This window comes from Aeromonas aquatilis (assembly GCF_054052405.1).
On record NZ_JBSTYP010000067.1, the window covers coordinates 1 to 24,515 of the forward strand.

The 24,515-nt window shown below is 60.9% G+C and carries 17 protein-coding genes; 13 read left to right on the forward strand and 4 right to left on the reverse strand.

What is annotated here, in order from left to right:
- Window positions 1-122: 122 nt before the first annotated feature.
- Together yqeB and yqeC are read right to left on the reverse strand one after the other, a co-directional pair.
- Complete coding sequence (yqeB, locus tag ACW5W8_RS20345; protein ID WP_498629951.1) at window positions 123-1,715, reverse strand: selenium-dependent molybdenum cofactor biosynthesis protein YqeB; 1,593 nt, start codon at window positions 1,713-1,715, stop codon at window positions 123-125.
- A gap of 27 nt (window positions 1,716-1,742) precedes the next feature.
- Window positions 1,743-2,591: a selenium cofactor biosynthesis protein YqeC gene (gene yqeC, locus ACW5W8_RS20350; RefSeq protein ID WP_498629975.1), complete on the reverse strand. Its 849-nt coding sequence runs from the start codon at window positions 2,589-2,591 to the stop codon at window positions 1,743-1,745.
- Window positions 2,592-2,709: 118 nt separating this feature from the next.
- Here yqeC and ACW5W8_RS20355 point away from each other — a divergent pair, with 118 nt between their 5' ends.
- The 11 genes from ACW5W8_RS20355 (at window position 2,710) to xdhC (ending at window position 20,551) form a co-directional block, all read left to right on the forward strand.
- Window positions 2,710-3,222 carry an NTP transferase domain-containing protein gene (locus tag ACW5W8_RS20355; RefSeq protein ID WP_498629976.1) on the forward strand — a complete coding sequence of 171 codons (513 nt, stop codon included), beginning with the start codon at window positions 2,710-2,712 and terminating at the stop codon, window positions 3,220-3,222.
- A gap of 350 nt (window positions 3,223-3,572) precedes the next feature.
- Window positions 3,573-6,683 carry a putative selenate reductase subunit YgfK gene (gene ygfK / locus ACW5W8_RS20360; protein ID WP_498629953.1) on the forward strand — a complete coding sequence of 1,037 codons (3,111 nt, stop codon included), beginning with the start codon at window positions 3,573-3,575 and terminating at the stop codon, window positions 6,681-6,683.
- A gap of 30 nt (window positions 6,684-6,713) precedes the next feature.
- The gene (gene ssnA / locus ACW5W8_RS20365) at window positions 6,714-8,042 is read left to right on the forward strand and encodes a putative aminohydrolase SsnA (protein WP_498629955.1); all 1,329 of its coding nucleotides are present in this window, start codon (window positions 6,714-6,716) and stop codon (window positions 8,040-8,042) included.
- A gap of 81 nt (window positions 8,043-8,123) precedes the next feature.
- The gene (gene ygfM / locus ACW5W8_RS20370; protein WP_498629957.1) at window positions 8,124-8,900 is read left to right on the forward strand and encodes a molybdopterin-dependent oxidoreductase FAD-binding subunit; all 777 of its coding nucleotides are present in this window, start codon (window positions 8,124-8,126) and stop codon (window positions 8,898-8,900) included.
- Window positions 8,897-11,794: a molybdopterin-dependent oxidoreductase Mo/Fe-S-binding subunit gene (locus ACW5W8_RS20375; RefSeq protein ID WP_498629959.1), complete on the forward strand. Its 2,898-nt coding sequence runs from the start codon at window positions 8,897-8,899 to the stop codon at window positions 11,792-11,794. The genes ygfM and ACW5W8_RS20375 overlap by 4 nt, the downstream gene beginning before the upstream one ends.
- Window positions 11,795-11,889: 95 nt before the next feature.
- Window positions 11,890-13,413: a nucleobase:cation symporter-2 family protein gene (locus ACW5W8_RS20380; protein ID WP_498629977.1), complete on the forward strand. Its 1,524-nt coding sequence runs from the start codon at window positions 11,890-11,892 to the stop codon at window positions 13,411-13,413.
- A gap of 53 nt (window positions 13,414-13,466) precedes the next feature.
- Entirely contained in the window at window positions 13,467-14,783 is a 1,317-nt protein-coding gene (gene guaD / locus ACW5W8_RS20385; protein WP_498629961.1) for a guanine deaminase, read from the forward strand.
- Between the two features lie 395 nt (window positions 14,784-15,178).
- A complete protein-coding gene (locus ACW5W8_RS20390; RefSeq protein ID WP_431361500.1) occupies window positions 15,179-16,480 on the forward strand; it encodes an NCS2 family permease in 1,302 nt (433 codons plus the stop codon).
- A 399-nt stretch (window positions 16,481-16,879) separates the two neighbouring features.
- Window positions 16,880-19,198, forward strand: a complete 2,319-nt coding sequence (gene xdhA, locus ACW5W8_RS20395; protein ID WP_498629963.1) for a xanthine dehydrogenase molybdenum-binding subunit XdhA — start codon at window positions 16,880-16,882, stop codon at window positions 19,196-19,198.
- A complete protein-coding gene (gene xdhB / locus ACW5W8_RS20400) occupies window positions 19,191-20,069 on the forward strand; it encodes a xanthine dehydrogenase FAD-binding subunit XdhB (protein WP_498629965.1) in 879 nt (292 codons plus the stop codon). Before xdhA ends, xdhB begins: the two co-directional genes overlap by 8 nt.
- Entirely contained in the window at window positions 20,066-20,551 is a 486-nt protein-coding gene (gene xdhC, locus ACW5W8_RS20405) for a xanthine dehydrogenase iron sulfur-binding subunit XdhC (protein WP_498629967.1), read from the forward strand. Before xdhB ends, xdhC begins: the two co-directional genes overlap by 4 nt.
- 117 nt (window positions 20,552-20,668) lie before the next feature.
- Here xdhC and ACW5W8_RS20410 read toward each other — a convergent pair whose 3' ends face one another.
- On the reverse strand, window positions 20,669-21,208 hold the full coding sequence (locus tag ACW5W8_RS20410; RefSeq protein WP_498629969.1) for a glycine zipper 2TM domain-containing protein: 540 nt from the start codon (window positions 21,206-21,208) through the stop codon (window positions 20,669-20,671).
- A gap of 500 nt (window positions 21,209-21,708) precedes the next feature.
- Here ACW5W8_RS20410 and ACW5W8_RS20415 point away from each other — a divergent pair, with 500 nt between their 5' ends.
- Window positions 21,709-21,897, forward strand: a complete 189-nt coding sequence (locus ACW5W8_RS20415; RefSeq protein ID WP_005345660.1) for a hypothetical protein — start codon at window positions 21,709-21,711, stop codon at window positions 21,895-21,897.
- A gap of 236 nt (window positions 21,898-22,133) precedes the next feature.
- Window positions 22,134-23,756, forward strand: a complete 1,623-nt coding sequence (locus ACW5W8_RS20420) for an acyl-CoA synthetase (protein WP_498629971.1) — start codon at window positions 22,134-22,136, stop codon at window positions 23,754-23,756.
- An 86-nt stretch (window positions 23,757-23,842) separates the two neighbouring features.
- On the opposite strand, the gene ACW5W8_RS20425 is transcribed toward ACW5W8_RS20420, so the two are convergent.
- Window positions 23,843-24,421, reverse strand: coding sequence for a GGDEF domain-containing protein (locus ACW5W8_RS20425; RefSeq protein WP_498629973.1), 579 nt, complete (start codon window positions 24,419-24,421; stop codon window positions 23,843-23,845).
- Window positions 24,422-24,515: the final 94 nt, after the last annotated feature.

Genomic DNA, 24,515 nt, shown 5'->3' on the forward strand with positions numbered 1-24,515 from the left:
TGAAAGGCTGGGGTATCCATGATGGTAGACCTCAAGGTGATGGCCTACTTCAAGCTTAGCCTTTCAACACGTAATTGGGACATAGCCTTTTGTTTGGTGCTGAGGGGGGATGCGCAGAGCCGTTATCGGCGTTTGGCAAGATGCATCATGGCCTCCAATACGGCGCCGCCGATAGCGCGGGCCTTGTCAGAGACGGTGGTAGCATCGGCGCGCTCGCCTCTGGGGTCGATGTCACCAATCTTGAAGCCGACGGTCACCTCGATGCCATTGCTGAGCAATCCCCGTACCATGCCGGAGAGCGGCGCTATGATGGGGGCGTCCCCCACGTGGGCGATCACGTCTCCTTCCTGCACCAGATCGCCGAGCTGGATCAGGCTCTTCATCACCCCGGCGGCGGGGGCACGTACCACCCGGCGGGCGGAGTGCCCCTCGATGACACCGGGAATGCCGGTGTTGGGCTGGGCGGGGCCCTGATAGATGACCCGCCCCAGATGGTGGCCGCGGTTGGTCTCGATCACCGCATCGCAGTCACGCCCCGCCTCAAAGCCCGGGCCAAGGGCCACCGTAATGGGGGCCATCTCCTTGTGGGTGCCGAGATTCTGCTTGGCGAGGATGGCATCTACCAGATAGCGGGGCTTGAGCTCGGCGAGGGTGGCACAGTCGGGGTCAACCAGTAGCGGAATGACGCCCCGATCCAGTTGCTCGAACGCCTGTTCGACGCTCTCGACCCGCTTGGCACGCACCCCTTCGACGCTGGTCTCACCGTCGAACATCCCTTGGGCGAAGGCAACGGTACGGCGGATCACCGTCGGTTTGTCGAGATCCAGCATCACCACCTTGAAGCCGGCATTGTGCAGGCGCAGTGCCACCCCGGTGGCGATATCGCCGGAGCCGCGCATCACCACCAGTTGATCCCGCTTGAGGCGCACATCATCCTGCATCAGGCCGCCTGCCTTGCCGTTCTTCACCTGCAACAACTCGGCGAGAATGCTGATGGCGATCTCCTCGGGGGTCTCGGCGCCGATGTTGTAGCCGATGGGGGCGTGCAACTGCTGCAGTTGGGTCTGGCTCACCCCTTGCTGGCGCAGGGCCTGGGTGAAGGTCTGCACCTTGCGCTTGCTGGCGAGCAGCCCCAGATAGGCGAGGGGACGGCTGATCAGCCGATCCAGCGCCTCCTTGTCCTGATGGTTGGTGGCGATGATAACGAAGTTGGCGGGCTCGATGGCCAGCGCCTCGATCACCGCGCTGATGGTATCGGCTTGCTTGAGATGGGTTCCCGCGGGGAAGTGATCGGGGTTGAGGCTCCCTTCAAAACAGTCGCCGACATGGATATCAAAGCCCAGCGGCGCCGCCGCATGGGCCAGCGCCCGGTTGACGTGACCGGCGCCGATTAATACCAGCCGGGGGCGCAGGCCGTAGACATCGATATAGACCGACATGGCGCCGCCGCAATCCGACCCCACCGCATGCTCGCCGTTGCGGGCCATCCGGCCATGGAAGATGCGTGGCTTGCGCTCGGCAATGGCCGCCACGGCCTCGTCGATCACCAGCCGTTCAATCATGCCGCCGCCGATGGTGCCGAGGATCTGGCCATCGGCCATCACCAGCATCTGGGCCTGATGGCGGGGTGTGGAGCCACGGCTCTCGATGATCTGGGCAATGGCGAACGGGGTATTGGCCTGTTCCAGCCGGGCTGCGTGTGAAAATAGATTCATAAGGTACCTCTTCTTATCCTTAAACCATCATGGGCGAGGCGGCTGTGCCTCATCCGAAGCGAAGTGGCCGAGTGCGTGGCGAATGGGCTGATGCTCGCGTACCGCTCCCTGCCAGATGGCGTGGAGCTCGGGGTGCCGGGCCAGCAGGTTTATCAATTGCGGCTGCCATAACGCCTCATTTTGATAATCGCCATTGATAAACCAGATCCGGCGCGCCCTGGCCGGGGTGCCCTTGAACACCCCCTGGGGGTGAGAGAGGAGCCGGTGAAACAGCGCCCAATCGAGCGGGTCACCGGCCTCTATCCCGCACAGGACCTGAAGTTCGGCCCAGCGGTGGATCTGCTGCGGGTCGGCCTTGGCCCCCACCATGGCGCCGCCCGTCAGGGCGATCACCCAATCACTGCTCTGGGGAATGCAAGGTTCGTGCAAAGCGGGCACTTTCAATAACTTGTGATTGGCTCCATCCGCCTCGACCAGGATGAGATCGAAGCGCTGCTGCCCCTTGATAAGATCAACTTGTTGAGGCGTTGGACCCGCCACCTTGCCGCTGGCCTGATCGATATGGCTGAACAGGGCGACCAGGGTCGGTTCATCGGGTAGTTGCTGACAGCGGGTCAGCTGGCGGACGGGATCGGCTTCCAGGATCAATTCCCGATAGTGTGACGGGGCAGGCAGAAACATCCGGGTGGTGGTGGTAATTAGCACCCTTTTACCCTGTTTATAAAAATATTCCGCCAGCCAGAACAGGGTGCTGGTTTTTCCACCGGCTCCGCAAAGGCTAATTAAGGTGGTATGGCTATCAATATTTTTGGTGAGCGGGTTTAATAGCGGATCTATATCTGGAAATGCGACAGCAACAGCGTGTGGTAGCGACATAATGACGACCAAAATAAATATCGAAGAGAGTGGGAAACAACGTTGCCAGGAACAAGTGCAGTGTGACTGTATAATAACGGCGGCGGGTTTATCTTCCCGAATGGGTACCTGGAAAATGATGCTACCTTATTGCCAGGGGACAATGCTTGATGCAAGTCTCAAAAATGCCCTGGCATTTTGTCAGCGGGTTATTCTGGTGGTGGGCCATCGTGGCGAGGAGCTTGAAGCTCGCTACGGGTTACGGCCAGATATTGTTGTCGTCCACAACCCCGACTATCGGCAGGGGCTGGGCAGCTCGATCCGCTGTGCCCTGGCGGCCAGTGATGCAGACTACCTCTTTATCAGCCACGGTGATCTCCCCTGTATCCCGCGCGGCGTCTATCAGCAGCTCTGGCAGGAACGGGGCCGGGAGGCGCTCTTTCCCTGCTGGAAGGGGGAGGCGGGCCATCCGGTGTTGCTGCCAAAATCCCTTGCCCGTGAGCTGGCCGCGGCCCCGGTGCAGCAGTCGGTGCGGCGCTGGTTGCAAGGGTATCCGCACCGTCTGGTGCCGGTCGACAGCCCCGCCATCCTGTTTGATGTGGATACCCCGGAGCGTTATCAGGCGCTGTTGGGGGGGCGTGCTGGAAAATGAGACAATGCGCACGAAATAAGCTTTTTTAAAAAGATAACGGGGAGATAAATAGCGTATCAAAGTGATATTTATCGCGCCTGAGTTGATAGGGTGAGTTCTTTTTAATCAGCTCAACAAGTAAATTTCAGAGTGATTGATAACTACTCGCAACGCCCATAATGGTGACATCGCCAATTCCCCTCATTAATTGGAGCTACCTCACGCTTTTACCCTGAAAAATAGTTTTGTAGCTAGTTTTGTTGCGGTAGTGGCCTGATAGTTGCTCCTCTCCTTGCCAAGGGGTAAAGCCCGTGCGGGATACCCCATTTATTCATGCTGCCAATGGGCAGAACAGCTGCAAGGAGATTGCCATGGGCGATATTATGCGACCCGTTCCGTTCAAGAACCTTCTGACCCGTATTTTCGCGGAATATAAAGAGAGTCAGAGCATTTTCGGTATTCCCGCCGCGCAATTCTATCGCAAGCAGGACGAGCGCAAGACCAAGGTGTTCGGTGAAACCTGCGAAACCCCCATCGGGCCGGCGGCGGGCCCCCATACCCAGCTGGCCCAGAATATCGTCACCTCCTGGCTGACCGGCGGGCGCTTTATCGAGCTCAAGACGGTGCAGATCCTGGACCGTCTCGAACTGGCAAAGCCCTGCATCGATGCCGAAGACGAGTGCTTCAACACCGAGTGGTCCACCGAGTTCACCCTGCCCAAGGCGTTTGACGAGTATCTGAAGGCCTGGTTTGCCCTCTACTTGCTGGAAGAGGTGTTCGACCCGCGCCTCGACGGAGAGGCCAAGTCCTTCATCTTCAACATGAGCGTGGGTTACAACCTCGATGGCATCAAACAGCCACCGATGCAGCAGTTTATCCACAGCCTGATGGATGCAAGCCAAAGTCCGAAATTTGCCGAGTACCAGCAGGTATTGCGCGAGCTGGTGGCCGACGAGCAGTTTATCGCCGAGCTGGGACTGGGGGCGCGTCGCGATCGCCTGCAACAGCTGGTAGATCGTATCCCGGCCAATTTGGTGCACGGCGTCACCCTCTCCACCATGCACGGCTGCCCGCCCAACGAAATTGAGGCCATCTGCCGCTACATGCTGGAAGAGAAGGGGCTCAACACCTTCGTAAAACTCAACCCGACCCTGCTGGGCTACCCGCGGGTGCGCGAGATCCTCGATACCTGTGGCTTTGATTACATTGGTCTGAGCGAAGAGTCGTTCGATCACGACCTCAAGCTGGATCAGGCCAAAGGGATGCTGGTTCGCCTGATGGCGCTGGGGGCCGAGAAGGGGCTCACCTTCGGGGTCAAGTTGACCAACACCCTCGGTACCATCAACCGCAAAGGCGCACTGCCCGGTGATGAGATGTACATGTCCGGCCGGGCGCTGTTCCCGCTCTCCATCAACGTGGCCGCCGTGCTGTCCCGCGCCTTCGATGGCAAGCTGCCCATCTCCTACTCGGGCGGTGCCAGCAAGTTCAACATCGCCGAGATCTTCGAGACCGGTATTCGTCCCATCACCATGGCCACCGACCTGCTGAAACCGGGTGGCTATCTGCGCCAGATCGAGTGCCTTAAAGAGATCGACGCCTCCGACAGTTGGGGCATGAGTCAGGTGGATGTGGCTAAGCTGGAGCGGCTTGCCGCCAAGGCCCTCACCATGGATTACACCCAGAAGGAGTGGAAGTCCGACGATCGCATCGAAGTGGGGGGCGGCTTGCCGCTGACCGACTGCTACGTGGCACCCTGCGTCACCGCTTGCGCCGTGCATCAGGATATCCCCGAGTACATTAGCCTGATGGGCGAGGGGGAGTATGTGGCAGCCCTTGAGCTGATTTATCAACGCAACGCCTTGCCCGCCATCACCGGCCATATCTGCGATCACCAGTGCCAGTACAACTGTACCCGTCTCGATTACGACAGCCCGCTCAATATCCGCGAGCTGAAAAAGGTAGCCCTCGAGCGTGGCTGGGAAGGGTACAAGGCGCGCTGGCATAAACCGGCAGGCAGTGGTGACAAGCACCCGGTGGCGGTGATTGGTGCTGGTCCGGCCGGTCTCTCCGCCGGTTACTTCCTGGCCCGCGCCGGTCATCCGGTCACCGTGTTCGAGCGCGAAGCGGATGCCGGTGGCGTGGTCAAGCACATCATCCCCGAGTTCCGCATTCCGGCCGAGCTTATCCAGCATGACATCGACTTTGTTGCCGCCCACGGGGTCAAGTTCGAGTTTGGCTGCGATCCGGCGCTCACCGTCGACAAGCTGCACGCTCAGGGCTTTACCTATGTATTCGTCGGCATCGGCGCCGACAAGAATGGCGGCATGCGCCTCGAAGGGGAGCATGATCGGGTCTACAAGTCATTCAACTTCCTGCGCAGCTTCAATCAGGGCAAACCGCTGCCGCTGGGCCGCCATGTGGCGGTGATCGGTGCCGGCAACACCGCCATGGACTGTGCACGCGCTGCCCTCAAGGTACCCGGTGTCAGCGATGTCACCGTGATCTACCGCCGCAGCGAAAAAGAGATGCCCGCCTATCGTGAGGAGTATCTGGAAGCGGTGGAGGATGGAGTGCGTTTCTGCTTCCTCACCAATCCGGAGCGCTTTGAGAAAGATGGCAAGCTCACCGTGCGAATGATGGCGTTGGGGGATCCTGACGAGCAGGGCCGCCGCCGTCCGGTGCCCACCGAGCAGACCGAAGTGATGCAGATGGATGCGCTGATCACCGCCATCGGCGAACAGCCTGACTGCGAAGTGCTCAAGGCGATGGGCATTCCTCTTGGCAGCGATGGCTGGCCGGATGTGGATAGCCAGAGCGGCGAAACCAGCCGTCGCAACGTCTTCCTCATCGGTGACGTACAGAGCGGCCCGTCCTCCATCGTCGGTGCCATCGGTGGTGCTCGCCGCGCCGCGGATCTGGTGCTCTCTCGCGAGCATATCGCTGGCAGAGAGATCGAGGTGTCAATCCAGCCGTCGGGCAAAGAGGAGATCTACCGCCGCAAGGGGAGCATCGCCGTCACCATGGTCGACAAGGGCGAACGCGATGCCTTCGTGGCGCAAGAGGCGCACCGTTGCCTCGAGTGCAACTACCTCTGCAGCAAGTGTGTGGATGTCTGTCCCAACCGGGCCAACGTCGCCATCGCGGTGCCGGGCTTCAAGGATCAGTTCCAGACCCTGCACCTGGATGCCTACTGCAACGAGTGCGGCAACTGCGCCCAGTTCTGCCCGTGGCAGGGCAAGCCCTATCAGGACAAGGTCACCATCTTCAGCCTGCCACAGGACTTCGACAACAGTCGCAACCCCGGTTTCTATCTGGCGGATGGGGGTGAGCTGCGGGTGCGTCAGGGTGGTGAGACCTACCGTTTCACTATCGATGCCCAGAGCCGTATCAAGGATGCCCCCGAGGCGCTCGCTGACATGTGCCGCATCATCAGCCATGTCCACGCTCATCATCACTACCTGCTGGGGGCCGTCGAGGCCTGAGCGAATAACGAATAAGCGAAGGAGCACACCATGTTTATTCTGAAAAACGTCACCGCCGTCCAGCTGGAGCCGACCCGGGTACTGGAAGGGGTGGATATCGCCATCGAAGGATCGCTTATCAAAGCGGTGGGGCCCAATCTGCGGGCCCTCTACCCGGAGGCCAACTATCGGGAGATGGGGGGCAAGCTGGTGATGCCGGGCATCGTCTGTGCCCACAACCACTTCTACTCCGGCCTGTCGCGGGGGATCATGGCCAATATCGCCCCCTGTCCGGACTTTATCTCCACCCTGAAAAACCTCTGGTGGCGGCTCGATCGGGCGCTCGATGAAGAGTCCCTCTACTACAGCGGCCTCATCTGCTCGCTGGAAGCGATCAAGAGCGGCTGCAGCGCGGTGATCGACCACCACGCTTCGCCCAACTTCATCAAGGGTTCCCTGAATGTATTGCGCAAAGGGTTTGTGGAGGCGGGTCTGCGCGGCATGACCTGCTTCGAGACCACGGATCGCAACGGCGGCCTCGCCGAGCTGCAGGCCGGGGTGGAGGAGAACATCCTGTTCGCCCAACAGATCGATGCCGCCAAGGCCAAGGGGAACGAACCCTATCTGGTGGAAGCCCATATCGGTGCCCACGCCCCCTTTACCGTGCCCGATGAGGGGCTGGCCATGCTGCGCGAAGCGGTGCAGGTCACCGGTCGCGGTCTGCATATCCATGTGGCGGAAGACCGCTACGACATGGCTCACGGTCACCACCACTATGGCAAGGAGCCCATCGCCCGGCTGGACGAGTTTGGCCTTATCGACAGCAAATCCCTGGTGGCCCACGGCATTTACCTGAGCCCCTCGGATGTCGAGCTGCTCAACAGCCGCGATGCCTTCCTGGTGCACAACGCCCGCTCCAACATGAACAACCACGTGGGCTACAACATGCACCTGCCGGAGTATCGCAATCTGGCGCTCGGCACCGATGGCATCGGCTCCGACATGTTCGAAGAGCTCAAGTTCGCCTACTTCAAACACAAGGATGCCGGTGGCGCGCTGTGGCCCGACAGCTTTGCCCGCTTCCTCTGGAACGGCAACACCCTGCTGGAGCGCAACTTTGGCGCCAAATTTGGCCGGCTGGAGCCCGGCTACAAGGCCGACCTCACCATCTGCGACTACGACGCACCGACCCCGCTGGCGCCGCGCAACCTCGGTGGCCATCTCGCCTTTGGCATGGGCTCATCCTCGGTCAACAGCGTGATGGTGGAGGGGCGCATGGTCTATCAGGATCGCGAGTTCCCGTTCGATGTCGCGCCCCTTTATGAGCAGGCCAGCAAGGTGGCGAGCCGCCTGTGGCAACGGATGGATCAGCTGGCCTAAGGCCACCTTCCGCAGTTTTGGACCGGATTGCCCGCCCTGTGGATCACCCTCGGCGGCGGGCAGCAAGAGTAAGGACAACACATGATTGAGCAATTCTTCCGACCCGAACACCTGGGTCAGGCTTTGGAACTCAAGGCCAGCTTCGGCAACGACGCCGTCTACATGGGGGGCGGCAGCAAGCTGAACGCCGCTCCGACCCACACCGACAAGAAGGTCGCCATCTCGCTGGACAAGCTGGGGCTTGGCCAGATTGAGCAGCAGCACGGCCAGCTCCATATCGGCGCCACCGTCACCCTGCAGACCCTCAAAGATGACCCCCGTACTCCGGCCGCCCTCTGTGAGGCGCTGGGGTTTGTCTACTCCCGCCATGTGCGCAATCAGGCCACCCTCGGCGGCGAAATTGCCTGCCAGCAGCAGGACTCCCCGCTGCTGCCGGTGCTGCTGGTACTCGAAGCGGTCGTGGTGCTGGAGAACAACCAGCTGCAACCCATCGATACCTATCTGGCCGGCCAGCGCAAGGAGCTGGTACTGGGTGTTGTGCTGCCTGAGCCCGCGCTGCGCTGCGCGACTCGCCGCATCAGCCGCAACGCCGATGGCCTGGCGGTGATGACCGCCGCCGTAGCCCTCGACAGCATTGGCGAGATGCGGGTGGCTGTCGCTGGCGTCACCCCGCAGCTGATGCGTTTGCGGGATGTGGAGCGCCGCGAACTGCACGATGCCGCGCTGGAGGCCGCCGTGAGCGAGCTGATTTCGCCCCGTGAGGATCTGGCGGGCAGCGTGAGTTACAAGCGGTATATCAGCGGTGTGGTCGTGGCGGATCTGCTGGTGGATTGCCAGCAGCAGGAGGTGCAAGCATGATGGAACTCAACTTTACCCTGAACGGTGCCCTGCGAACCGTCATCTGCAAGGCTGGTGACAATGCCCAGCGTGTACTGTTCAATCAGTGCCGGATGCACTCGGTGCGCAACAGCGACGACGGCTTTGGTTTCGCCGGCTCCGACGCCATCTTCTTTAACGGCAAGGTGATCAACGCTTCCCTGCTGATCGCCGCACAACTGGAGGGGGCGCAGGTGCGCACCGCCGAGTCGCTCGGCAGCTGGAACCAGCTCAGTCTGGTGCAGCAGGCGATGGTGGATGTGGGGGTGGTGCAGTCCGGTTACAACGATCCGGCCGCCGCGCTCATCGTCACCGACCTGCTTGATCGCCATCCCGAGCCCACTCGTGATCAAATCGACGATGCCCTCTCGGGCTTGTTCCACCGCGATGGCGGTTACCAGCAGTTCTATCAGGCCATCGAGCTTGCCTGCTCGCGGATGAAGGACCCGGATTACCTGTGCCAGATTGCCCCCGAGTTTCGTGACGACTTGCGCCACATCGGCAAGAGCTGCCCGAAAGTGGACGCAGCCAAGATGGTGCAGGCCAAGCCCTGCTACGTGGAAGACCGAGTCACCGACGATGCGCTGATCATCAAGATGCTGCGCAGTCCCCATCCCCATGCGGTGATCACCAAACTCGATGTGAGCCGCGCCGAAGCCATGCCGGGTGTGGTGCACGTCATTACCTATCTCAACTGCCCGGATGTGTTTTACACCCCGGGTGGCCAGAGTGCCCCCGAGCCGTCACCGCTCGATCGCCGTATGTTCAGCCGCAAGCTGCGTCACGTCGGTGACCGGGTCGCCGCCGTGGTGGCCGAGAGCGAAGCGGTCGCGCTGGCGGCCCTGAAACTCATCGACGTCGAGTATCAGGTGCTGCCTGCGGTCATGAATATCGACGAGGCGATGGCCCCAAATGCCCCGCTGGTGCACGACGAACCCATCATCTATATGGCTGGCGCGCCTGCGGATCTGGAGCAGCAGAACGCCTGCTCGGTACGCCGTGGCGACGAGCACATGATCATCAACTTCCCCATCGGTTCCCGTCCGCACGAGAACCTGGCTGCCAGCGTCCATGGCGAGATCGGTGATGTGGCCAAAGGGTTTGCCGAGGCGGACGAAATTGTCGAGCGCACCTACGAATCGACTCAGGCCCAGCAGTGCCCGACCGAGCCGCACATCTGCTTCACCTACATGGATGGGGATCGTCTGGTCATTCACGCCTCTACCCAGGTGCCCTGGCACGTACGCCGTCAGGTAGCGCGTATCGTTGGCCTCAAGCAACATCAGGTGCATGTGATCAAGGAGCGGGTAGGGGGCGGTTTCGGCTCCAAGCAGGATATCCTGCTGGAAGAGGTGTGCGCTTGGGCGACCAGGGTCACCGGCCGTCCCGTCACTTTCCGCTACACCCGTGAAGAGGAGTTCATCAGCAACACCTCCCGCCATGTGGCCAAGGTGAAGGTCAAAGTAGGGGCCAAGAAAGATGGCACCATCACCGCTATCGACATGGATTTTCGCGCCAACACCGGTCCTTACGGCAACCACTCTCTGACGGTGCCGAGCAACGGACCGGCGCTCTCCCTGCCGCTCTATCCGTGCGACAACGTGCGCTTTACCGTCAACACCTACTACAGCAACATCTGTCCGACCGGTGCCTATCAGGGCTACGGTGCGCCCAAGGGCAACTTTGCCCTGACCATGGCGATTGCCGAACTTGCCGAGAAACTGGGTATCGATCAGCTCGACATGGTGGAGCACAACCGGGTGCACGAAGGGGACATCCTCAAGGTGCTGGGTGCCATCGGCGAGGGCAAGATGCCCACCTCGGTACCCCACGCCGCCAGTTGCGCCCTCGAGCCCATCCTCAAGCAGGGTCGCGAGCTGATCGCCTGGGACAGCCCCAAACCCGCTGACGGGGATTGGCGCATCGGTCGTGGCGTCGCCATCATCATGCAAAAATCGGGGATCCCGGATATCGATCAGGCCAACTGCATGGTCAAACTGGAATCGGACGGCACCTTTATCGTCCACTCCGGTGGCGCCGATATCGGTACCGGCCTCGATACCGTGGTGGCCAAGCTGACCGCCGAAGTGCTCGGTTGCCCGCTCAGCGATGTGCATGTGATCTCTGGCGACACAGACCACGCCCTGTTCGACAAGGGAGCCTACGCCTCGTCCGGTACCTGCTTCTCCGGCAACGCGGCCAAGATGGCGGCCGAGAATCTCAAGGCGAAGATCCTGTTCCACGGCGCCGCCATGCTGGGCGAGCCGGTCGAAGACGTAGAGCTGGTTCACCCGGGCATAGTACGCGGCAAGCTGGGGGAGGTGACCCTCGCCAAGCTGGCCCACAAGGCCGAGACCGGTACCGGCTTCGGGATTCTGGTGGGCACCGCCAGCTACATCACCTCTGATCTTGCCTTCCCGTACGGCGCCAACTTCGCCGAGGTGGCGGTCAACGTCAGAACCGGCGAGATCCGGCTCGACAAGTTCTACGCCCTGCTCGACTGTGGCACCCCCATCAACCCGGAGCTGGCCCTCGGCCAGATCTACGGGGCGACCATGCGGGCTATCGGCCACACCATGACTGAGGAGATCTGCTACGACGGCAAGGGCATCCCGCTGACCCGGGATCTCAAGAGCTATGGTGCACCCAAGATTGGCGACATTCCGCGCGACTTCCGGGCCTTCCTGGTACCGAGTGACGACAAGGTTGGCCCTTACGGCGCCAAGTCCATCTCGGAGATCGGGGTGAACGGCGCGGCGCCCGCCATCGCCACCGCCATCCACGACGCCTGCGGTGTCTGGCTGCGCAAGTGGCACTTCACGCCGGAGCAGATCCTGCGCGAGCTGGGCAAGCTGGAGCAAAAAGTGTCGGCATAACAAAAGAAAAGGTGAGGGGCGGGCGCCAGCTCGCCCCCAGCGCCTGACGGCGGAATGAGTACTCCGCCTACCTTCTGTGTGATGGGACAAACATGATGTCTAAAACAACACGCAAGCACTCGGATCTCATTTACGAGCTGGAAGACAAACCTCCGTTTTATCAAACCCTGATGGGCGCAGTGACCCATCTGCTGGCTATTTTTGTCCCCATGGTGACCCCGGCGCTGATCGTCGGCGGCGCCTTGGGCCTCTCCACCGAGATCACCGCCTATCTGGTCTCCATGGCGATGATCGCCTCCGGTATCGGCACCTGGTTGCAGGTGAACCGTTATGGCCCCATCGGTTCTGGGCTGCTCTCCATCCAGTCGGTCAACTTCTCCTTCGTGACCGTGATGATCGCGCTCGGCGGCGCCATGAAAAAAGATGGCATCCATGAGGAGCTGATCGTCTCGACCCTGCTCGGGGTCTCCTTTGTCGGCGCCTTTCTGGTGATGGGCTCCTCCTTTGTGCTGCCCTACCTCAAGCGGGTGATCACACCGACTGTGAGCGGTGTGGTGGTACTGATGATTGGCCTGAGCCTTATCAAGGTGGGGATCATCGACTTTGGCGGCGGCTTCTCCGCTATGAGCAGCGGCACCTTCGGCAAATACGAGCACATCGGGTTGGGGCTTTTGGTGCTCTGCGTCATCGTCGCCTTCAACTGCAGCAAAAGCCCGCTGCTTCGCATGAGCGGGATCGCCATCGGCCTGATTGTGGGATATGCGGTGGCCCTGATGCTCGGCATGGTGGATTTCTCCGCCCTTGAGAACCTGCCGCTTATTACGGTGCCGATCCCGTTCAAGTACGGTTTCTCCTTCGATTTTCACGCCTTTATGTTGGCGGGCACCATCTATCTGTTGAGTGTGCTGGAGGCGGTGGGGGACATCACCGCCACCGCCATGGTCTCCCGGCGGGATATTCAGGGCTCCGAGTTTCAAAAACGGCTCTCCGGCGGTGTGCTGGCGGATGGGTTGGTCTCGGTCATTGCCTCTGCCCTCGGCTCTTTGCCGCTCACCACTTTTGCCCAGAACAACGGGGTGATCCAGATGACCGGGGTGGCCTCACGACATGTGGGCAAGTTTATTGCCGTCATTCTGGTGCTGCTGGGGCTCTTCCCCGTAGTGGGGCGCTTCTTTACCACCATACCGTCGCCTGTGATGGGGGGCGCCATGGTCATCATGTTCTCCATGATCGCCATCGCCGGTGGTCGCATCATCATCAGCCACGGTTTCGATCGGCGGGAGACCCTGATTGTCGCCACCTCGCTCGGGTTGGGGCTCGGCGTCTCCTACGACCCGAACGTCTTCAAGGTGCTGCCGGCGGGTATCTACATGCTGGTGGAGAACCCCATCTGTGCCGGCGGCATCACCGCCATCATCATGAATCTGGTGTTACCACAGAGCCGCAAGCGCAAGGCAGCCGTCAGGGATGCCGAGGCGGTGGAGGTGATCCAGCTGAGCGACAAGCCGGATGTGATCTTTACCGCCCGCAGTGCGGGCCAGCCATTGGCCAGCAAGGGGGAGGGTTCACCCGAGCCAGTGCCCGGGCAGGCGGTGGCGCCACAAGTGGAACGGAGCTGACGGTTAAACCGGCAAAAAACGTCAACAGAACAAGAAAAAACAGGGAAACGGTTATGAAAAACGACAACTCTGTCAAAGCGGTACGCGGCAGCTTCTTCGACATCACCCGGGTGGTGGATCAGCCCGAGGAGATTGAGTCCAACGCCCGCCTTATCGAGGATGGTCTGCTGATCATTCGCAACGGCTGCATCGACTGGTTTGGTGAGTGGGAGGAGGGCAAGGATCGCATTCCGGCCGAGGTGCGGGTGCGCGATTACCGCGGCAAGATGATAGTGCCTGGCTTTGTCGATACCCACATTCACTATCCCCAGAGCGAGATGGTGGGTGCCTATGGCGAGCAGCTGCTGGAGTGGCTCAACCGCCACACCTTCCCGGCCGAGCGGCGCTACAACGATCTCGAATATGCCCGCGAGATGTCCACCTTTTTTATCAAGCAGTTGCTGCGAAACGGCACCACCACGGCGCTGGTGTTCGGCACCGTTCACCCCGAGTCGGTGGATGCCCTGTTCGAGGCGGCCAGCCGCATCAATATGCGGATGATCGCGGGCAAGGTGATGATGGATCGCAATGCGCCCGATTATCTGCTCGATACCGCCGAGAGCAGCTATGTGCAGAGCAAGCAGCTTATCGAGCGCTGGCACGGCAATGGTCGACTGCTCTATGCCATCACACCACGATTTGCACCCACCTCGACACCCGAGCAGCTGGCGATGGCGCGGCGACTGCGCGAAGAGTTTCCCACCACCTATCTGCACACCCATCTGTGCGAGAACAAGGACGAGATCGCCTGGGTCAAATCTCTTTTCCCGGCGCACAAGGGTTATCTCGATGTCTATCACCAGCATGGGCTCACCGGCCACAACTGCGTCTTTGCCCATTGCGTCCATCTGGAAGAGCAGGAGTGGGATTGCCTGAAGGAGACCGGCTCCACCATCGCGTTTTGTCCCACCTCCAACCTCTATCTCGGCAGCGGCCTCTTCAAGCTGCACAAGGCGTGGTGCAAGCAGGTGAAGGTGGGGATGGGCACCGACATTGGAGCGGGCACCACCTTCAACATGCTGCAGACCCTTAACGAGGCCTACAAGGTGATGCAGTTGCAGGGTGAGCGGCTCTCGGCCTATCAGGCCTTCTATCTGGCCACCCTGGGCGGCGCCCATTCGCTGGGGCTGGACGAGAAGATCGGCAGCTTTGCGGTGGGCAAGGAGGCGGACTTTGTGGTGCTCGACCCGGTCGCCACCCCGCTGCAGCAGCTGCGTTATGACAACTCCACCACCCTGCGGGACAAGCTCTTTGTGCTGTTGACCCTGGGGGATGACAGATCCATCTACCGCACCTATGTGGATGGCCAACTGGTGCATGAACGGGGGTAGGGGCTGGAGTGGGCTGCCGCGGCGCAGCCCCAACGAATACGGCGGCTGGCGTGCCCCACAGGGCGCCAGTCTTGCCGCACCATAGGGGATATCCCCGCATAGAACGTGAAATGGCCGGTTTTTTTGACCAGCAAGGCAAACGTTTGAGTTAAGGCTGCCTACCCTGGTCTGTCTGTCGCATTCTCTGCCGCCATCGCCTGTTTCTCATCAGACTGGCGCGAGGCAGACCCGCAGATCCTGTCGCCATTTCGTCATGGAACATTCAGGCGCGTGTGAAGGAGTTGGGTATGACCCAAGCAAACAGCAGGACAAACATCGTGGAACAGCTGGCCAATGGTGACGCCAGCCAGAGCGCACTAAAGCAACAACCGCTCACGGCTCTTGATCGCTACTTTATGATCAGCGAGCGGGGCAGCAATGTCAGACAGGAGGTTCTGGCGGGCCTCACCACCTTCCTTGCCATGGTCTACTCGGTGATCGTGGTGCCAAGCATGCTCGGCAAGGCGGGCTTTCCTCCCGGCGCCGTGTTTGTCGCCACCTGTCTGGTTGCGGGGCTTGGTTCGCTCTTGATGGGGCTCTGGGCCAAGTTGCCGATGGCCATCGGTTGCGCTATTTCCCTCACTGCGTTTACCGCCTTCAGTCTGGTGCTGGGGCAGCAGATCCCCATTCCGGTGGCGCTGGGGGCCGTTTTCCTGATGGGGGTGCTGTTTACCGCCATCTCGGTGACCGGGGTGCGTAGCTGGATCCTCGACAACCTGCCGATGGGCATTGCCCACGGCACCGGTATCGGTATCGGTCTCTTCTTGCTGCTTATCGCAGCCAACGGGGTGGGGCTGGTGATCAAGAACCCGCTGGAGGGGCTGCCGGTGGCGCTGGGGGCCTTTACCTCGATGCCGGTCATCATGTCCCTGATAGGCCTTGCGGTGATCTTCGGGCTGGAGAAGCTGAGAGTACCGGGGGGGATCCTGCTGGTGATCATCGCCATCTCCCTCTTCGGCCTTATCTTCGATCCTGCGGTGAAGTATCAGGGGCTGTTCGCCCTGCCGAGCCTCTCGGACGGGCAGGGTCAGTCCCTGATCTTCAGTCTGGATATCATGGGGGCCCTCTCGCCGCTGGTGCTGCCGAGCGTACTGGCACTGGTGATGACGGCGGTATTTGATGCCACCGGCACCATCCGGGCGGTGGCAGGGCAGGCCAACTTGCTTGACAAGGATGGTCACATCATCAACAGCGGCAAGGCGCTGAGTGCCGACTCGGTGAGCAGCATCTTCTCCGGTCTGGTGGGGGCGGCACCGGCTGCTGTCTATATCGAATCGGCAGCGGGCACGGCGGCAGGGGGAAAAACCGGTCTCACCGCGACCGTGGTTGGCGGCCTGTTCCTGCTGATGCTATTCCTCTCGCCGCTCTCCTATCTGGTGCCCGCCTATGCCACCGCACCGGCCCTGATGTATGTAGGGCTCTTGATGCTGAGCAACGTTACCAAGCTCGATTTCAACGATTCGGTCGGTGCCATGTCCGGGTTGGTGTGCGCCGTCTTTATCGTGCTCACCTGCAACATCGTGACCGGCATCATGCTGGGTTTCAGTGCCCTGGTGATCGGCCGCATCTGCTCGAAGGAGTGGCACAAGCTCAACGTCGGCACCGTGATCATCGCCCTGGCACTGGTGCTCTTTTATGCTGGGGGGTGGGCTATTTAGGGATAACCCGCCCGTTTGGGGTCGCACTGGCGGCCCCATTTTTATGCCTGCGTTCTTTATATCTGCTTATGTTTGCGGCGCTCAGCCCGCCCACGCTGGCTATCACGCCTCGTCAGTCTCCGCAGTTAGGGGCCATCTCGATACCATTTTGATAAATCCTCCTACCAGATTGATAGGCTCCCACTCTTGCTCTCCTCGCTCTGCCGCTTTTTTCATCGCTGATGCGCCTCGTTTGTTCAGGGGCTGCCCTTGGCTTGTCGCTGCGAGCCAACAAAAGCAGGCTAGATGGGATCCCCTTCACACTTCTCCCCCTTCACCTGACGATGGCGGGAAACAGGCGCATATCTTGCTGTTTTTTATGCCGGTTCCAGATTTTTCCATTCGAAAAAGGACTTGCATATGTCCATAGGATTACCGCTCAAGCGGGTGGATGCCGAGGCCAAGGTGACCGGCAGCGCCCGTTATACTGATGACAACATCATGCTCGGTATGCGCCACGCCAAGTACGTGCGCAGCAATATCGCCCACGGCAAGGTGCTTGCCATCGACGCCAGCGAGGCGCTGGCGCTGCACGGGGTCGAAGCCGTGTTCACCCATGAAGATGTCCCCACCACCTGTTTTCGCACTGCCGGCCACGCCTGGTCCCTCGATGAGGCCAAGCGGGATGTAAAAGACCGCCGTCTGCTCACCGAGCATGTGCGCCACTTTGGCGATGGGGTCGCCATCGTGGTGGCGCGCGATCCGCTGGTGGCCGAGAAGGCTGCCGCCCTGGTGAAGGTGACCTACGAGCCGCTGCCGGTGATGACGGATGCCCAAAGCGCGCTGGCCGACGGTGCCTATCCCATCCACCCGAGTGGCAATCTGCTGCGCCAAAGCCAGCTTCGCGCCAATGACCCGGAGCATGCCATCGCGGCGGCCGATCTGCAGTTTCAGGGGCACTACCGGACGCCGGTGGTGCAGCACTGCCATCTGGAGACGGTGACCTGCTACGCCTACATGGATCAACCGGACCACATCATCGTCGTCAGCAGCACCCAGATCCCCCAGATAGTACGCAGCCGGGTGGCCAAGTCCCTCGGCCTGCCCTGGTCGAGCGTGCGGGTGATCAAGCCCTATATGGGCGGCGGTTTTGGCAACAAGCAGGATGTGCTGGAAGAACCGATGGCGGCGTTTTTGAGCTACAAGCTTGGTGGTGTGCCGGTCAAGGTGACCTTGAGCCGGGAGGAGTGCTTCTTTGCTTCCCGCACCCGCCACGGTTTTGCCATCGATGGCAAGATGGGCCTCAACCGCGACGGTACCCTCAAGGGCTATCAGCTCGACGTGCTCTCTAACACCGGCGGCTATGCCTCTCACGGCCACTCCATCGCCAGCGCCGGGGGCAACAAGATCAGCTACCTCTATCCGCGCAGCGCCTTCGGCTATGACGCCAAGACATTCTATAGCAACCTGCCCACCGCCGGTGCCATGCGCGGTTACGGCGCGCCCCAGGTGATTTTTGCCCTCGAATGCATGCTGGATGACGCTTGCGCCGAACTCGGGCTAGACCCGCTCGATGTGCGTATCGCCAACGTGGCCCGCGAAGGCGACGTCAATCAGGTCAACCAGAAGACCATCTATAGCGCCGGTCTGCCCGACTGCCTGCTGCGTGGTCGCGAGATGTTCGAGTGGGATCGGCTCAAGGCCGAGTGCTTGGCGCAGGATCCGGCAAGTCGGGTGCGCCGTGGCATCGGGGTGGCGTGCTTTAGCTACGGCTCCAACACCTATCCGGTGGGGGTCGAAATTGCCGGCGCCCGCATGCTGCTCAATCAGGATGGCACCGTCAATCTGCAGATCGGCGCCACCGAGATAGGGCAGGGGTCGGATACTGTCTTTGCCCAGATGGCGGCCCAGACGTTAGGCATTCCGTTTGAGCAGATCCGGGTCATTTCGACTCAGGATACCGACATCACCGCCTATGATCCGGGCTCGTTCGCCTCGCGTCAGAGCTATGTGGCGGCCCCCGCCATCCATCAGGCGGCGCTGCAGTTGCGGGCGCGCATTTTGTCGCTGGCGGCCCAGCTCTGCCATCAGGATGTAGGATCGCTGACCCTGATCGACGGCTACGTGGTGCTGGCCGGTGCGCCGGACAAGGTGCTGATCAGCGTGGCCGAGGTGTCGGTCAACGCCTACTACCACCTCACTATCGGCGGCCAGATCACCTCGGAAGTTTCCCACAAGACCACCACCAATCCGCCTAGTTTTGGCTGCACCTTTGTCGATCTCAGCGTCGATATCGATCTCTGCAAGGTGACCATCAATCGCATCATCAACCTGCACGATGCCGGCAAGATCCTCAATCCGCAGCTGGCACAGGGGCAGGTGCATGGCGGCATGGGGATGGGGATCGGCTGGTCGCTGTTCGAGGAGATGATCATCGACGCCAAAACCGGCGTGGTGCGCAACCCCAACCTGCTCGATTACAAGTTCCCCACCATGCTGGACTTGCCGGAGCTTGAATGCGACTTCGTGCAGACCTATGAACCCCAGTCGGTTTATGGCCACAAATCTCTGGGGGAACCGCCTATCATCTCGCCGGGCCCCGCCATCCGTAACGCCATTCGCATGGCGACCGGGGTCGCCATCAACGAGCTGCCCATCACCCCCAAGACCCTGTTCCGGGAGTTTGTCGCGGCGGGTTTGATTGCCGAGGGATCAGGGGAGGAGCAACACCATGTTTGATATTGCCCGTTACTACAAGGCGCACAGCGTGGCCGAGGCGGTCGCCCTGCGTCAGGCCGACCCGCAAGCGCGCCTGCTGGCCGGTGGCACCGATGTGATGATCCAGCTCCATCACCTCAACGCCGCCTATCGCCATATCGTCGATATTCACGACTTGCCCGAGCTCAAAGGGGTGAGCGAGCTGGCCGATGGGTCGATCCGCATCGGCTCTGGCACCACCTTTACCGAGATCATCGAAAACGAACTGGTAAAGCGTCGCCTGCCGATGCTGGCTGAAGCGGCCGCCACCATCGCCGGGCCGCAGATCCGCAACGTTGCCACCTATGGTGGCAATATCTGCAACGGCGCCACCAGTGCCGACTCGGCGGCGCCGACTGTTGCGCTGGAAGCGGAGCTGGAAATTGCCGGGCCCAATGGCACGCGCCGCATTCCCATCGCCGGTTTTCACACCGGCCCAGGCAAGGTTGCGCTGCAACCGGCGGAGATCCTGGTAGCATTCCACTTTGCGCCGGACTCACACCCCCATGTGGGCTCCCACTACTTCAAATACGCCATGCGCGATGCCATGGATATCGCCACCATCGGCTGCGCCGCCTACTGCCAGATTGAGGATGGCCACTTCAAGAGTCTGCGGCTGGCCTATGGGGTGGCGGCACCGACGCCAGTGCGCACGCCCCACGCGGAAGCTGCGGCCGAGGGGCAACCCCTGACCCGGGCAACCCTTGCGGCCATTGCCGAGGCGGTGGTGGCCGATGTGGCGCCACGATCCTCCTGGCGGGCAGAGAAGGAGTTTCGCCTGCACCTTATCAAAACCCTGGCGCAGCGGGTGGTTGCCTGCGCAGTAGAACGTGCCGGAGGCAAAATTTTATGATGCAACCGCAAAGCTGTCCCGCCGTAGCGATCCAGTGCGAGATCAACGGCAAACCCTACTCCTACGCGGTGTCGCCCACCATGTCGCTGCTCCACTTCCTGCGCGGGCAGGGTCTTATCAGCGTGAAAGAGGGGTGCAGTGTCGGTGAGTGTGGCGCCTGTACCGTACGGGTGAATGGCACCGCCATCGACAGCTGCCTCTATCTGGCTGTCTGGGCCGATGGCAAATCCATTCGTACCGTAGAGGGGGAGCGCAAAGGCAACGAGCTCTCCGACGTGCAGCAAGCCTTTATCGACGAGGGGGCGGTGCAGTGTGGTTTTTGCACCCCGGGCCTCGTGATGGCGAGCGCGGCATTGCTCGACAAGACCGAGCGCCGTCCGCTGACCGATGCGGAGATCCGCCGCGGGCTGTCAGGCAACCTCTGCCGCTGTACCGGTTATCAGAATGTGGTGCGGGCGGTGAAGAAGTGCTGCAAGGGGTGATAGTTCGGGTGCCGTGAGTGGTGCGTGCCGTTGTTGGAAAAAAGGAAATCAAGCCGCCCAAAAACACAGGCCCGCCTCGAAAGAGGCGGGCCTGCTGCTGAGTGGGGTCAGGAGAAATCACACTTTTGGCTGGTCGATCACCAATTTGCCATCCTTGACCGGGATGGTGGCGCCGGGAGCTTGTTTCATCCGGATCAACCCCTCCTGACCTGCGAGGCGATAGGTCACGTCATAACCAATGGTGTTGACGCTCGTATCCTGTACGGTTTTGCAGCGCTGCTCGGTGGTGGTGTAGGTATCGCCCGCCTGCATATTGCCCTGCACCTGATTACCGGCGTAGCCACCCGCGACCGCCCCGGCTGCGGTGGCCACCTTCTTGCCGCTGCCGCCGCCAAACTGGTGGCCAACCACGCCACCCAGTGCCGCGCCCACCACTGTGCCGAGGATCTTGTGCTCATCCTGTACTGGCTTGCGATGGGTCACGGTGACGTTGCGACACTCCTGTCGGGGAGTCTTGATGGTCTCGGTGATCGGCTTGCTGGCGATCACCTCGGCAAAGGTGGGCTGGGGTGTAAAGAGGGAGCCGCTGGCCGCCGCCGAGAGTGCCAGGGCCGAGGCGATGCCAATACCGATACCTGCCATCATGGATCTGTTCATCTTGTTGTTCTCCTGCATACCCATACGGGCTGTTCCAATCTGGCGCCATCTTGTCACAACCGGCTGGCCGGACAAGGCGAGGGGGGCTGCTCTGCGACAACTGCTGGCAAGGTCAAAAAACAGCCACCAGAAAAAGTGTCTGGCTTTGGCGACAATGGACTAAAAGTGACCGGTTTCCGACGTGTGGTGAACTTAGCAAGTGTGATAAGGCGCAATTCGAGTCGCAATTTGCAAGGCGGGCGGTGAGCAGAATGCCAGAGTGGCAAAGTGCTGACGGGGGCAGGTCAAGGGAGGTCTTGAGCAAGGGCTCTGTTCGTTGAGATGGCCACGCAAGTGGTTGATAAATGGCTCCAGCCCCATCGGATGTTGGCCGATAAGAGATCACGGCAAGCATTTTGCTTTGATTGGGTGAAGCAGAGGGTGAACGGGTCGGCAGACAACTGCGTAAGACCTGAAATGAAGATGTTCACCCTAGATCACCGGATCAACGAGGGGGAGATATGTCAATGTTACCCAGCTGGATCACCCCGGCCATCCAGGCCAACATCATCACGGTGCAGCAGGCCGAACGTCTGCTCTCATCCCTCTACCGACCCCTGGCCGAACAGGGGGAGGAGCTTCCCGCCGATATTGCCGACATCAGCCTCAAGCTCTACTGCTTCCGCCAGCAGGGGCGGGTTCGCCACTAATCACTGTTTGGAAAGGCCTCCCCCATTGGTGGGGGCTGTTCGCTTGCCCGTACTCGCACCGAATACCTCTTCCGCTCTTCCTCTAAGACGTTTTGCTAATACCTGCCGCTGCAGGCTCGCTGTTAGGCTGTCATCCCCATAAGAGACCTGTGACGGGCAGGATGCCTATGTCGCTTTCTGGTCTCTGAATCATCCCGAAACTGCCCGTTTTGTGCCACCTGTGAGGAAGGAACCTGATGACAGTGCAGAACATCTATGAGCGTGACCTTGCCAAAACCGCCGCCAATTTCGAGGCCCTGACCCCCATCAGCTTTTTGGGGCGGGCGGAGCGGGTCTACCCCGACTATCCGGCGCTGATCCACGGCCCGTTACGCCAGGGCTGGGGCGAGACTGTCCGCCGTTGCCGCCAGTTGGCCTCGGCCCTGCGGCTTAGCGGCATCGGGGAGGGGGATACCGTCTCCATCGTCGCGCCCAATATCCCGGCGATGTTTGAAGCGCACTTCGGGGTGCCCATGAGCGGCGCCGTGCTCAACACCATCAATACCCGGCTCGATGCAGAGTCGATGGCTTTTATCTTCCAGCATGCCCAGAGCAAGGTGGTGCTGGTGGACAGGGAGTTTGGCCCTGTGGTGCGCAAGGCGCTGGATCTGTTGGAGAGCCAACCGCTGGTTATCGCCATCGACGATCCCCTCTACCGGGAGGGGGCGCTTATCAGTGACCTCGACTATGAACAGTTCCTTGCGCAAGGGAGTGGCGATGAGCCTGGCTGGCTGCCAGAGGATGAGTGGCAGGCCATCTCCCTTAACTACACCTCTGGCACCACCGGCAACCCCAAGGGGGTGGTCTATCACCATCGCGGCGCCCACCTCAACGCCATCAACAACGTACTCTCCTGGGAGCTGCCCAAACATCCCGTCTATCTCTGGACATTGCCGATGTTTCACTGCAACGGCTGGTGTTTCCCCTGGACGTTAGCGGCCACCGCCGGGGTGAGCGTCTGCCTGCGCCATGTGCAGGGCGCTGCCATTTATGAGGCGCTGCACGAGCACAAGGTGAGCCACTTCTGCGCGGCGCCCATCGTGCTCAATATGCTCAACAATGCCGATCCGGCGCTCAAGCAGGGGCTGGATCACCCCATCAAGGTGATGACCGCTGGCGCTGCGCCCCCCGCCACCGTGATCGCCGGTATGGAGGCGATGGGGATCGCCGTGACCCACGTCTATGGCCTCACCGAAACCTATGGCCCCTGCGTGTTGTGCGAACCGCAAAGAAGCTGGCAAGGTCAGGATGCCACGGCGCTGTCGCGCCTCAAGGCGCGGCAGGGTGTTGCGTCGCCTCTGCAGGGGGAGATGCGGGTCATCAATCCGGTCAGTGGCGAGCCGGTGGCCAAGGATGGCAAAACCATGGGGGAGATAGTGCTGCGCGGTAATGTGGTGATGAAGGGCTATCTGAAAAATCCGGCGGCCAGCGCCGAGGCGATGGCGGAGGGGTGGTTTCGAAGTGGCGATCTGGCGGTATGGCACCCGGATGGTTATGTGGAGATCAAGGACAGATCCAAGGACATCATCATCTCGGGCGGGGAGAATATCTCCAGTCTGGAGGTGGAAGATGTGCTCTATCGCCATCCCGATGTGGACGAAGCGGCGGTGATCGCCATGCCCGATGAGAAGTGGGGGGAGGTGCCCTGCGCCTTCGTGAAACTGAAAGAGGGGCGAGAGACTACCCAGGCGGAGTTGATCGCCTTTTGCCGGGAGCAGATGGCTCACTTCAAGGCGCCCAAGCGGATCATCTTCACCCCATTGCCGAAAACCTCCACCGGTAAGGTGCAAAAATTTGTGCTGCGCAAACAGCTGGGGTAGCAGCCTGTTCGTAAGGAGCCAGCACAGCCATTCATAGGAGGGAGATACAAGGGGTCTGGAGGGCTGCTGGCTCTCCCGTTGTGTGGCTAGGGAGCCTTGCAGGATACGCAGTTGCGACCGCTCTGTTTGGCCTGATAGAGCATCTGATCGGCGCGGGCGTAGAGGCTCTCCATCAACTCCCCTTCGCCATTTTCCACCAGTCCGGCGCTGATGGTGATGACCAGCTTATCCCCATCGGGCAGGGGGAGTGGGCTTTGCATCACCTGCAGGCGCAGCCGCTCGGCCAGGGATGCGGCGGCCGAGAGGGTGGTGTTGGGCAGCAAGATGGCAAACTCGTCACCGCCGATGCGGGCCAGCACATCTTCGCTGCGCAGCACCGATTGCATCACCCTGCCCAGATGCACCAGCGCGCTATCCCCAAGGGGATGACCGAAGCGATCGTTGATGCACTTGAACTGATCCACATCCAGCACCATCAGCACTGAGGTGAGGTGGTGGCGCATGTCCAGACTGAGGTTCTTCTCGCACATCTCGAAAAAGAAACGGCGGTTGTAGAGACCGGTGAGGCCATCGCGCACCGACTGTTGGTGCAGCTGCTCCTTGAGCTGGTGCAGTTCGGTGATGTCGGAGGAGATACCGATCAGGGTGGGGGTGCCATCCCCCAATAGAAAGGCTATGTCCCAATTACGTGTTGCATGGGGTGCCCCAGCGCCTCATGCAAACATGCTTTGATATTCACGCCCCTCCCGTAACGCTCCA